This window comes from Pseudomonas graminis (genome assembly GCF_013201545.1).
Taxonomy (GTDB): Bacteria; Pseudomonadota; Gammaproteobacteria; order Pseudomonadales; family Pseudomonadaceae; genus Aquipseudomonas.
The window spans coordinates 3,715,101-3,727,254 of the sequence record NZ_CP053746.1 but is presented as its reverse complement, the minus strand read 5'-3'; the positions used below and the strand labels follow the sequence as shown (position 1 = coordinate 3,727,254).

Genomic DNA, 12,154 nt, shown 5'->3' with positions numbered 1-12,154 from the left:
TTACCCCTGCCGACGCAATGGAGGGCGGTCTGAACACCGCCACGCAGAGATCGCCGGATTAAAGACGGCATTAAACCGTCAGTCTCTAGACGTCATTCGTTGGTCGCCAACGCTACGGCGGCGCCAGTCACAACAATCAAAAGCAACCCCCGCAGACTTTTGTAAAAGAAGCCCCCTGTCATTCTGACGCCACCCTACCGACGTATTGAACGAGGCCCTTTAATTTAAATGAAAGTGGTGAAAATCTTATTTTGTTTATAGTCCGTTGACCCTAAAGGAGCACTCACTATGGCCAGAATTCAGGGACGAGTTCTTGAAACTTCCCCTCCCTTGGTAGTTGATCTCGACGGCACGTTATTGCGCTCGGATCTGCTCATGGAAACGGCCATGGCGTTTATTCGAGGCCAGCCGCTGAAAGCCCTGAACATGCTCGGCTGGCTGTTCAAAGGCAAAGCCGCGCTGAAAGAAGGCCTGGCCCTCAACACCGAAATAGACGTCTCCGTGCTGCCCTACGATCCGCAGATCATCGAGATGATCCAGCGCGAACGAGACACCGGCCGCATGGTGGTGCTGGCGACAGCGAGTCATGTAAGCCTGGCCGAGCGCATCGCCGATCATCTTCAGTTATTCGATCTGGTGCTGGCGTCCAACACCAACCGCAACTTGTCCGGCCACAACAAGCGCGACCTGTTGGTGGCGCACTTCGGCGAGGGTGGTTTCGACTACATCGGCAACTCCAAAGATGACTTGCCGATATGGAACGTGTCTCGGCAGGCCTATGTGGTCAATCCCGACCGCGGGGTGGAAGCCAACGTAAAAGCGCAAGTCCGCGTCGAGCCAACCATTCGCAGCAACACGCCGAGCTTGAGAGACTGGCGCAGGGCGCTGCGCATGCACCAGTGGCTGAAAAACGCGCTGATCTTCGTGCCGCTGCTGGCGTCCCACCGGCTGGCCCAGTTCGAATTGATGCGGGACGGCGTCATTGCGTTTCTGTGCTTCGGCCTGTGCGCCTCCAGCGTCTACATCCTCAACGACCTGCTGGACCTGTGCGACGACCGCCATCACAAAAGCAAATGCAATCGGCCGTTCGCCAGCGGGCGTCTGTCGATCAAGGCCGGTCTGGTGATGGTGCCGACGCTGCTGGCGATGGCCTTCGGCGCCGCGCTGTTGCTCTTGCCGTGGCAATTTTCGGCGGTGATGGCCGCCTATTACGGCCTGACCCTGACCTACTCGCTGAGGCTCAAACGCCTGATGGCCTGGGACGTGATCGCCCTGGCGATGCTGTATACCGCGCGGATCATCGCCGGCGTGGCGGCGTTCAGCCTGACGTTGACCTTCTGGATCCTCGCGTTCTCGATGTTCATATTCCTCAGCCTGGCGATGGTTAAACGCTACGCCGAGCTGCGTGACGCCCGCGCCAGGGAGGTCAATACCTTCGCTCGCGGCCGTGGTTACCACCCGGGCGATCTGGACATGATCGCTTCGTTGGGGGCGTCTTCGGGCTACCTCGCGGTAATGGTGCTGGCGCTGTACATCCAGGACGCGAAAACCACCGAACTGTACGTCACGCCACACATCATCTGGCTGGCCTGCCCGCTGCTGCTGTTCTGGGTGACGCGGGTGTGGATGCTGACCCATCGCGGGCAGATGAATGAAGACCCGGTGGTGTTCGCCATCCGCGACCGCACCAGCCAGCTGATCGGCGCTGCGTTTCTGATGATGTTCTGGATCGCCGCATGAGCACGCCGTTGTATTCCTGGGGACGTTTCCCCCATCGACCGCAACGCGGTCACGGCTGCGTGTGGCTGGACGAACTGCCGGCGCAGATGGACCGCGTGATCGGCGCCCACCGCAGCAGCCTGCCCTACGGCAACGGCCGCAGCTACGGCGACAGTTGCCTGGCCGCCAGCGACGAAGTGCTGCACATGCGCTCGCTGGACCGGCTGATCGAGGCCGACTGGACAACCGGCGTGATCAAGGCCGAAGCCGGCATCACCCTGGCGGAAGTGCTGGCCGTGGCCATCCCCCAAGGCTGGTTTTTGCCGGTGACGCCCGGGACTCAGTTCGCCACGCTGGGCGGCGCCATCGCCAATGACGTTCACGGCAAGAACCATCACGTGCGCGGCACCTTTGGCCGTCATGTGCTGGGCTTCGGCCTGTTGCGCCATGGCGAGCCGGAAGTGACGTGCTCGCCTGATGCCCACCCCGACCTGTTCGCCGCCAGCATCGGCGGCCTCGGCCTGACCGGGGTCATTCACTGGGCGCAGATTCAGCTGATGCCGATCCGCGCCAGCCAGATCGACACCACCACCGTGCGCTTCGCCAATCTGGCCGAGTTTTTTGCGCTGTCGACCGAGCTCGACGCGCGTCATGAGTACAGCGTTGCCTGGGTCGACTGCCTGGCCAAGGGCGCCGAGACCGGACGCGGGGTGTTCATCGTTGGTGATCACGCGCAGTACGGCTCCCTCGACGTCGGTCAGCGCAAGAAGCTCAGCGTGCCGCTGACGCCGCCGGTGTCGCTGATCAACAAAATCTCCCTCAGCGCCTTCAACAGCCTGTACTGGCGCCTGCACCCCAGCCAGCGCAAACCCGGCCGCAGCGCCTACGAACCCTTCTTTTACCCCCTCGACCGGATTCTGCACTGGAACCGGATTTACGGTCGTCGCGGCTTTCAGCAATACCAATGCGTGGTGCCCGCAGCGAATGCCGAAGCGGCCATGGGCGAACTGCTGCGCACCATCGCTGAAGCCGGTCAGGGTTCGTTTCTCGCCGTGCTCAAGCGCTGCGGCGATATGGCCTCGCCAGGCCTGCTGTCGTTCCCCATGGAGGGCACTTCCCTGGCCCTGGATTTTGCCCAGAGCGAGGCACTGGAAAAGGTGCTGTTCCCGCGTCTGGACGACATCGTTCGCGCCGCCGGCGGGCGCTTGTATCCGGCCAAGGACGCCCACATGACTGGCGCCGATTTCCGCCGCGCCTACCCCGCCTGGGAGCAGTTGGAAACGCTGCGCGATCCCTCTTTGATGTCCCGTTTCTGGAGCCGTGTGATCCTATGAAAACTGCCGTGAAGAAAGTCCTGATCATCGGCGCCACCTCCGCCATCGCCAGTGCCTGCGCGCGTTTGTGGGCCACGGAAGGCAGCGATTTTTTCCTCGTGGCGCGCAACGTCGAGAAGCTGCAGCAGACCGCCGCTGACCTCAAGGCGCGCGGCGCCACCAACGTCACGCTGCACGAGATGGACGCCAACGACATCGAGGCGCACCCGCTGATGATGGGGCGCTGCCTGACCGCTCTGGGACAGATCGACATCGCCCTGATCGCCCACGGCACGCTGCCGGACCAGAAGGCCTGCGAGCGCGACGTGCACATGGCCCTGAAGGAATTTGCCAATAACTGCACCTCGGTGATCGCCCTGCTCACCGTGCTGGCGATGCAGTTCGAGACCCAGCGCTGCGGCAGCCTGGCGATCATTTCTTCGGTGGCGGCTGACCGAGGCCGCCCTTCCAATTACCTCTACGGCAGCGCCAAGGCGGCGGTGTCGACCTACTGCGAAGGCTTGCAGGCGCGGCTGTTCAAGGTCGGTGTGCACGTCACCACCATCAAGCCGGGATTTGTCGACACGCCGATGACCCAGGGCCTGTCGTTGCCGGCAGCCTTGCTGGCGCAACCGGCGCAGGTCGCCCAGCGCATCGTCAAGGGCATCGCCAACAAAGTGCCGACGCTCTACGCACCGGGTTTCTGGGCGCTGATCATGCTGGTCATTCGTTCGATCCCGCAGCCGGTGTTCAAGAGGCTGAATCTATGAGCGAAGCCGTGACAGAGCCTTCGCACCTGTCTGGCTGGCGCTACCGCGCGGTGGTGCTGTCGGTGGTCGGTTCGGCGCTGGGGTATCTGGGCTTTTCGCTGTGGGGCGGCTGGCAGGCGGTGGGCGCCGCGGTGAGTGAGGTCGGATTGGTCGGCATCGTCATCGCGCTGCTCATGTCGTCTGTGAATTACGGGCTGCGCTTTGTCCGCTGGCAGACCTACCTGAAGGTGCTCGGCCATCCGATGCCGTGGCGGCCGAGCCTGAACATTTACCTGGCCGGCTTTGCCCTGACCACCACGCCGGGTAAGGCCGGTGAAGCCTTGCGCGGCGTGCTGCTGAAACGCTGGGGCGTGCCGTACCCGCAGAGCTTCGCGGCGTTTTTCAGCGAACGGCTTTCGGACCTGTTTGCGGTGGTGTTGCTGACCCTGTTCGGCCTGTCGCTGTACCCCCAGGCGTGGCCGATGATCGTGGTCGGCGTGGCGCTGGTGGCGGTCGGGCTGGTGGTGCTGTCGCAACGTCGCCTGCTTGAGCGGATCACCAAAAACGTGCCAGCCGGTGGCGGCAAGGTGCTCGGGCTGCTGCGCCATCTGCTGCAGGTGCTGGTGCATGCGCAGCAATGCCATCGCCTGCGCCTGATGCTCGGCCTGACCGCCTTGAGCGTCGTCGCCTGGAGCGCCGAGGCCCTGGCGTTCGACTGGATTCTGAAATGGATGGGCGCCGACATCCCGCTGACCTTCGCGGTGTTCGTCTACGCCCTGGCAATGCTGGCCGGCGCAGTGAGCTTCATGCCCGGCGGGCTAGGCGGCGCGGAGGCGGTGATGGTCGGGCTGCTGGTCTGGAAAGGCATGAACAGCGCCGACGCCGTGGCCGCCACCGTGCTGATTCGGCTGGCGACGCTGTGGTTCGCCGTGGCCATCGGCGCGGTGATGCTGATCAGGCTCAAAGGCGAGGCATCGGCGCCTCAGGCTCAACCGATTCAATAACGCTTTTCGACGGGATTAAGGGACAGGAGTGCAAGTCATGGTGGCAGCAGTACGTTATCGAGCGTTGTTTGGCATTCCCCTGTTGCTGGCGGTAGCCGCCGTCCTCTGGAGTTTTCTGGCATCCAGCGGACCGATTCAGTGGATGGACAATGGCATCTTCATCGCCGATGCCTCGGAAGGCCGTTACTTCAGCGAAACCCTCGGGCCGCTGGATCACCCGCTGTACCTGTTCGTCACCACGGCGCTGTTCGCGAATTTCGGTCCGTTGGTGCTGAGTTTCATGAACTCGATGCTGCTGATCCCGCTGGGCTGGGCGATCTTCCGTCTGGCCAAGGGCGTCGGCGCCACGTCGCAGCAGGCCTTGCTGGCGATTGCCGCTGCGGTGTTGTGCCATTGCGTGTTCTGGGTCTCGACCAAGGCCGAGGTTTACCTGCTGCACACGCTGCTGGTGACCCTGGCGTACATGGTGCATTTTCGCGATAAATCGCGTCTGGGCCTGCTCACCGCGTTGTTCGTCATCGGCATCCTCACCGGGCTGGCTGCGGCCATTCATCAACTGACGTTCATCGTGTTGTTCCCGCTGTATGTGCAACTGGTGTGGCAGCACAGGGCGCGGGTTTTGCTGACGATTCCGGGCTTTGTGCTGGGCCTTGCGGTGGCGATTCCCGGCATCTTGCAGGAGTTGCAGAACGGCCTGAGCCTGATCGATATCGGTCATCGTTACCTGATTGGCATCCCCGACAAAACCACCGAGCAGAGCTGGCAGGGTTCGCTGTTTCGCTTCGACGACATGTGGCACGAGAAAAACTCGGTGGCGCTGCTGATGCTGTCGCTGCTCGGCCCGCAGCTGGTGGCGCTGGTGCTGTTTCCCAAAAGCCGGCGCCTGCGACTGTTGTGGTGCGCGGCGGTGCTGAACTTCCTCTTTGCGGTGTCTTACAACGTCACCGACCGCTTCACGTTTTTCCTCCCGGGGGCGGTGCTGTTGAGCATCATCGGCGTGATTCATGTGCAGGCGTGGCTGGCCCGACACAACGCCTCGGTTGTCGCTTACGCCCTGCCCTTCAGCGGCCCGGCGACGATTCTGGCGGTGTACGCGATTTACGCCGGCGGCGTCGTCACGCTGCCGACCCACAAGGAAGCGCTGCCTTTCCGTGACGATATCCATTACTTCATGGCGCCGTACCTGCGTGATCGGTCGGCGGAGGCCTTCGTCCAGAGTTACGAACAATCGGCCCCGCCAGGCGCGCTGATCGTTGCCGACTGGACGCCCAACGGCGCATTGCGTTCCGCGCAAGCCAGCGGGCTGCTCAAGGGGCGAACGATTGCGCTGTGCGAAGGCGCGCAGGACATCGAGTCCTATCTCAGCGGGCCTGGCGCCTTCCTGGCGCGGACCAGTTATTGCTCAAGCATCTCGGACCGCTTCGATCTGCAGACGCTGGCGGTGGGATACGAGCTGCACGCGAAATAGTCAAACAGAGGGTAGAAAGCCCCTGCGACGAGCCAATCGTTGCAGGGGCTTTTTGTATTTATGGCGGCGTGGGATTCGGCGGGAGGAGAGTCCTGCAGCGTTCGCCGCCCTAGAACCTCGTTGAGCTTGGAATAACCGTCCGTCGGGTGGAATGCACCTCTTGCGTTGCGCGATTGACCAATAGGTATCCATGACAACAAAGGGATTCACATCATGATCAAGACAAAATTGACTGCGCTGACCCTCGCTGGCCTGATGGCTGTTGCCACTGGCTCTGCATTCGCCGGCTCCACAGGCCCGACCGATCCGGTCGACAAAAACGGCCCTAAGCCAAGCACGTCTACCAGCGGTCAGAATAACGACGGCAGCTCCCCAGGCACGTCAACTCCAGGCACCAAAGGCATGGGCAGCACTAACGGGACCACCCGTGGCGACGCTGACGGCGGTGGCATGACCAACGGCAGCGGCATGGGCGGCAGCGGCGGCGGCACTGGTGGTGGCGCGAGCGGCTCCAGCGGTAGCAAATAACGCGATGTGATGACCGTGTTTGCCTGAGCCCGAGAGCGCCGGGGCGCCGGGGCAGCACTGAACACGATGAAGGGCCGAATCTGATTCGGCCCTTTTTTCGTTTCGGGCGTTTTATAGACCCAACGCATTTAAAAGCCGTCGCGCGGGCGGCCATTGGCCCCCTCATCTTCCGGGCGATTGGACGTAGCCCCCGTACCTCTGCGGCCTTAGCGTAGCAGTCATCAATCGCTGCCGGATGACCCGCCTATGAAACCGCTCAATCACTTCCCCTCCCTGCTCTGCTGGCTGGCCTTCGCTGGCCTTATCTCTGTCGGCAGCGCCCAGGCCCATGATGCGGAACAGGAAAAGGTGACCGTTCTGGAACAGCACCCGATGCTCAATGCGCCCGGGAAAAAAGCCATGGTGCTGACCGTCGATTACCTGCCGGGCCAAGCCTCCATTGCCCACAGTCACAGCGGCAGCGCGATTGCCTATGTTCTGGAAGGCGAGGTGATTTCGAGAGTCAACGACGGCAAGGCGATTACGTACAAGACGGGCCAGACATGGTACGAGCCGGCCGGATCAAAGCACTACGAATCGCGAAACGCCAGCGCGACAAAGCCTGCGAAATTGCTGGTGTTCATCCTGCTGGACGACAAGGCCGACATCCTCACGCCGCTGCCGAAGTGACATCGAGGGTGATCACACCGGCCTCTTCCCGGCTAAAGCCGGTCCTACAGTGGGATCGCGGTGATCCGTACGACCGGCTTTAGCCGGGAAAGCGTCGGGCAACGCACTGCAAAACCGGGCAGACAAACCCGAGGCTAAATTTTCCACCGCTGCTGTCGATACGCTATTCGTAGAGCCCGAAATGTCGGGTCGGACCGGATCAGTGATAGGCAAAAGTATGTACACAAACATTTTTCTGCTGGTAGAGCATGGCCGCGATCAAGGTGAAGTGTCTGTGTTGGGCTGGTTCGATGACGAACGCGCCGCACAGGACACAGCCGAAGCCATGGAGTGGAAAGCGTATCGCGATGAAGCCAAGCGTCATCATCAGTGGTCGAGCGAGCCACCGCTGCCACCGGACCAGACGGCCCATCGTCGTTTCTGGGTCAAAGGGATCTCCAAGTTCAGCCACACCCCTGCACCCCGTTCGTGGGCGGTGCATTGATTCGGCGCGTGTGAATTCTCAGCGCAGCGGACGCACTGCAACAGTGGCCCGCAACGGCGCAGCCTCGGTCATTTGCTGACACCGGCATGCGCGACCGCTTGCCCATGGCAGGCGTGGGTGAACTCGCACAGACCCAGAGCGCAGTGGGGTCGCCAGCAACCCTCAAGCTTGAGACCCCAAACGCCACGCTCAGGCTGGACCGACATCAGTCACCTGAGATAGCGTGCTGAGCTGACCAGATCAAAGGCCCTACCGTCATGACCGACCGTCAACTCATTGTCCCGGACGAAATGCGTTTGCTCGCCGAGCGCGCGGGCTATGCCCCTGCCGTCAAGGTCGGTAAAACGATCTACTGTGCCGGTCAGGTCGGGCGCACCCATGAATTGGCCGTCATCGAAGACCCGGAGCAGCAATTCCTCGCGGCATGGGAAAACCTGCGACTCGTCTTGACCGCTGGGGGATGCACCTTCGAAGACGTCGTCGACCTGACGACCTACCACGTCGATCTGCACCGTCACATGCCGGTGTTCAGGGCGGTAAAAGACAACGTCTTCCCCAGGGGCACCTGCGCCTGGACCTGCCTCGGCGTCAGCGAACTGGCCAGGCCCGGCCTGCTGGTGGAAATCAAGTGCGTGGCGGTGCAGCGCTGATGTTCGGATTGCCCGGTTCCTGCCCAAGGCATCCAGGCACGTCCGTTTTCAGTAATACCGCTTCTCCTGCAATACCCTGTCTGATCATCCAGCGAATCATGCGCGTCACCCGTTACGGGGTTATGCGGACGCCGGACCCGTCCGTGTCCGGGTCGCCGCAGCATTCGACATAACGGCTGAGCGTCGACCCTCGTCGGTCAGTCACCGGACAACACCTGACAAGCTAATGCGCCGCCCAATGGGAGACTTGCCGCCGCACGTCAGCGGCGCCTGTCAGGCACTGGGCAGCCGTAGCGTCCGGATCCTTGCGCTCCAGGGTGGTCACCGGTTTGCCGGGAGGCGAGTAGATCGTGATGCGCTGGGCGCCGACGGGGCGAAACTCGATTCGGGTACCGTCCTCCAGGTGCAGCGCCTGGTCCGTGTATTTTCCCTCCATCGCCTGGTAATAGGGCGGCGCGCTCAAGCAGGTGCGCAAGTTGCCATCTTCGAAAATCTCGACAAAGAACACGCCACCCGCATGGGGGCCGGCCCACAGACCTGTATGTCTGGCCGGCGGCGGCGAGGCGCTCACCGACGGGTAATCCACCAGCGACACGTTGCTCGTGTTCTTGCTCGCGCAGCCAGACGCGCACGAGACAGCAGCAGCCACGATAAGCAACGCCGTGGCTCGCGTTACGCTAATTCCATTTTGCATAGTGAACCTACACTTCCAGCGCGTGGTTGACCGGCAGACCGATGCGCAAAAGCGCCTGCATGTCCTTGCCTGACGCGACGTCGAACAGGGTGGGTTTGACTCTAGTACGCAGCCATTGCCCTCGCAACCTTCAAAAACAGCCGCAGCCCGCACGGGCGCTTCCCCCCTCCCTTCCCGTCATTTGCCCAAGGCAGGAACGGGTCGAACGTCGCATCGTTGGCCCTGTGTATGCATTTCCCTCGGGATCAGATCATAAACACGACCTATGCTTGGAAAGAGCGGGTGGCAGTGGTGCCGAAAAATTTCATCCAAACGGCACGTCCGAGGGTTGAACCCCCTATACCGCGCATAGTCCATGCACTACATCCCAAGGGGGAACATCGATGAATGACTTATCAAAAGCTTCAGGGTTGAGGCGTTTCACTTCCATCATTGCAGGCATCTTTGCCCTGTTTCTGTTGGCAGGCGGTATCTGGCTGCTCTCACTGGGCGGCTCTTTTTATTATCTGTTCCTGGGCGTCGCGCTGCTGGTGTTCGCCGTCCTGTTGTGGCGACGTTCCGCGGCATCGCTCTGGCTCTATGGCGCGCTGATGCTGATCACTGTGGTCTGGGGCCTGTGGGAAGCAGGCACGGACTTCTGGGCGTTGGTGCCGCGTTTCGACATCCTCGGGGTGTTGGGTCTGTGGCTGCTGATCCCGGGGGTCACCCGTGATATCCCTGAGCGTCTGAAGCCGGGCAAAACCTTTTTATCCGCGACATTGGCGCTGGCAATCGTGGTGATGGTCTACGCCATCTTCAACGACCCCCAGGAAATCAACGGCAGCATGGCGACGGCGCAACCCACCCAGCATCAGCCTGTCGAGGGCATCGCCAATGGCGACTGGCCTGCTTATGGCCGCACGCAGTCGGGCACGCGCTATTCACCGCTGACCCAGATCAACGAAGGCAACGTCAAAGACCTTCAGGTGGCCTGGACCTTCAACAGTGGCGAATCGAAAAACGCCAATGACTCCGGTGAAACCACCAACGAACTGACGCCGATCAAGGTTGGCGACAACATGTACATCTGCACCACCCACCAGATCCTGGTGGCGCTGGACCCGGCCACCGGTAAAGAGAAGTGGAGATTCGATCCCAAGCTCAAATCCGATCCGTCCTTCCAGCACTTGACCTGCCGTGGCGTCGCCTACTTCGATCAGGCGGACACCACTCAGTTTGCAAAAAGCCTGGAGGGCACTCAGCCGGTCGCCACCAGTTGCCCGCGTAAAGTGTTCCTGCCGGTCAACGATGGTCGCTTGTTCGCCATCAACGCTGACACCGGCGCACCCTGCGCCGACTTCGCCAAAAACGGTGAGCTGGATCTGCTGCACCTGCAGCCCTACCCGTATCCGGGCGGTCTCGAGCCCACCTCCCCGCCTGTCGTGACCGGTACCACCGTGATCATCGGCGGTTCGGTGACCGACAACCTGTCCGTGCACGAGCCTTCCGGCGCAATCCGTGGCTACGACGTCAATACCGGTGCGCTGAAGTGGATCTTCGACACCGGTGCCGAGGACCCGAACGCGATTCCGGGTGATGGCCAGACACTGGTCAACAACTCGCCTAATGCCTGGGCACCGCTGGCTTACGACGCGAAGACCGATGTGGTTTATGTGCCAACCGGCAACCCGACACCGGACATTTGGGGCGGCAACCGTACTCCGGTGATGGAGCGTTATGCGAGCTCGATCGTCGCGATGAACGGTTCCACCGGCAAGCTGGTGTGGAGCTTCCAGACTACCCACCACGATTTGTGGGACATGGACGTACCGGCTCAGCCGACCCTGGCTGACGTGAAAACCGGCAGCGGCGAAGCCGTCCCTGCGGTGTACGTGCCGACCAAGGCCGGCAACCTGTTCGTGCTGGACCGTCGCGATGGCAAGCCGATTGTGCCCGTCCATGAAATGCAGGTGCCTGCCGGTGAAGCCGCGCCAGGCGATCGGGTCAGCCCGACCCAGCCGCGCTCGGACCTCAATCTGACGTCCATTCAGACACTCTCCGACAAAGAGATGTGGGGCGCGACCATGTTCGACCAACTGGTCTGCCGCGTGATCTTCAAGCAGCTGTCCTACAACGGCCAGTACACGCCACCGTCCGAGCAAGGCACGCTGGTGTTCCCGGGCAACCTGGGTGTTTTCGAATGGGGTGGTATCTCGGTGAACGCCGACCGTCAGGTCGCGTTGATGAACCCGATGGCGCTGCCGTTCGTGTCCAAGCTGATCCCACGCGGCCCGAACAACCCGCTGTGGCCTAAAGAAGGTGCCACCGGCTCCGGTACCGAAATGGGCATTCAGCCCCAGTATGGCGTGCCTTATGGCGTCGAAATCAACGCCTTCCTCTCGCCATTGGGCCTGCCGTGCAAAGAGCCGGCCTGGGGTTATGTGGCTGGCGTGGACATGAAGACCCACGATGTGGTGTGGCGCAAACGCATCGGTACCATCCGCGACAGCCTGAAAGGCATTCAACTGCCGCCGCTGAAAATCGGCGTACCGATGCTGGGTGGTCCGATTTCCACGGCCGGTAACCTGATGTTCATCGCGGGTACCCAGGACAACTACCTGCGCGCCTTCAACGTCACCAACGGCGACCTGCTCTGGGAAGCGCGCCTGCCAGCGGGCGGCCAGGCCACGCCGATGACCTACGAGAGCAATGGCAAGCAGTACATTGTGATCATGGCCGGCGGGCATGGCTCGTTTGGCACCAAGATGGGCGACTCGTTGATCGCCTACGCCCTGCCGTCAAAGTAATCAGCGGCTGAGCGACAACAAAAAGCCCGAGTGATCGGGCTTTTTGTTGCCTGCGGTTTTAGTACAACAACCGCCAATGATGGTCGGGCG

The 12,154-nt window shown here is 61.8% G+C and carries 11 protein-coding genes; 10 read left to right on the top strand and 1 reads right to left on the bottom strand.

The window, feature by feature from the left end:
- Nucleotides 1-288: 288 nt before the first annotated feature.
- The 9 genes from FX982_RS16600 (at nt 289) to FX982_RS16560 (ending at nt 8,584) form a co-directional block, all read left to right on the top strand.
- Nucleotides 289-1,740 (top strand): UbiA family prenyltransferase, encoded by a 1,452-nt coding sequence (locus FX982_RS16600; RefSeq protein ID WP_172611683.1) that lies wholly within the window; start codon nt 289-291, stop codon nt 1,738-1,740.
- Nucleotides 1,737-3,053 carry an FAD-binding oxidoreductase gene (locus FX982_RS16595; protein ID WP_172611682.1) on the top strand — a complete coding sequence of 439 codons (1,317 nt, stop codon included), beginning with the start codon at nt 1,737-1,739 and terminating at the stop codon, nt 3,051-3,053. Before FX982_RS16600 ends, FX982_RS16595 begins: the two co-directional genes overlap by 4 nt.
- 8 nt (nt 3,054-3,061) lie before the next feature.
- A complete protein-coding gene (locus FX982_RS16590; RefSeq protein WP_122538674.1) occupies nt 3,062-3,802 on the top strand; it encodes an SDR family oxidoreductase in 741 nt (246 codons plus the stop codon).
- Between the two features lie 8 nt (nt 3,803-3,810).
- The gene (locus tag FX982_RS16585) at nt 3,811-4,785 is read left to right on the top strand and encodes a lysylphosphatidylglycerol synthase transmembrane domain-containing protein (protein ID WP_438826334.1); all 975 of its coding nucleotides are present in this window, start codon (nt 3,811-3,813) and stop codon (nt 4,783-4,785) included.
- 37 nt (nt 4,786-4,822) lie between these two features.
- Nucleotides 4,823-6,253 carry a DUF2723 domain-containing protein gene (locus tag FX982_RS16580; protein WP_172611680.1) on the top strand — a complete coding sequence of 477 codons (1,431 nt, stop codon included), beginning with the start codon at nt 4,823-4,825 and terminating at the stop codon, nt 6,251-6,253.
- Between the two features lie 213 nt (nt 6,254-6,466).
- Nucleotides 6,467-6,781: a hypothetical protein gene (locus FX982_RS16575; RefSeq protein ID WP_122624690.1), complete on the top strand. Its 315-nt coding sequence runs from the start codon at nt 6,467-6,469 to the stop codon at nt 6,779-6,781.
- Between the two features lie 246 nt (nt 6,782-7,027).
- Entirely contained in the window at nt 7,028-7,450 is a 423-nt protein-coding gene (locus FX982_RS16570; RefSeq protein WP_172611679.1) for a cupin domain-containing protein, read from the top strand.
- Between the two features lie 217 nt (nt 7,451-7,667).
- A complete protein-coding gene (locus tag FX982_RS16565; RefSeq protein WP_172611678.1) occupies nt 7,668-7,934 on the top strand; it encodes a hypothetical protein in 267 nt (88 codons plus the stop codon).
- A gap of 257 nt (nt 7,935-8,191) precedes the next feature.
- Nucleotides 8,192-8,584 carry a RidA family protein gene (locus FX982_RS16560; protein WP_172611677.1) on the top strand — a complete coding sequence of 131 codons (393 nt, stop codon included), beginning with the start codon at nt 8,192-8,194 and terminating at the stop codon, nt 8,582-8,584.
- Between the two features lie 223 nt (nt 8,585-8,807).
- Here the strand turns inward: FX982_RS16560 and FX982_RS16555 are convergent, their stop codons facing one another.
- A complete protein-coding gene (locus FX982_RS16555; protein ID WP_172611676.1) occupies nt 8,808-9,233 on the bottom strand; it encodes a hypothetical protein in 426 nt (141 codons plus the stop codon).
- A gap of 428 nt (nt 9,234-9,661) precedes the next feature.
- Here FX982_RS16555 and FX982_RS16550 point away from each other — a divergent pair, with 428 nt between their 5' ends.
- Nucleotides 9,662-12,064: a glucose/quinate/shikimate family membrane-bound PQQ-dependent dehydrogenase gene (locus FX982_RS16550; protein WP_172611675.1), complete on the top strand. Its 2,403-nt coding sequence runs from the start codon at nt 9,662-9,664 to the stop codon at nt 12,062-12,064.
- The last annotated feature ends 90 nt before the right edge of the window (nt 12,065-12,154 follow it).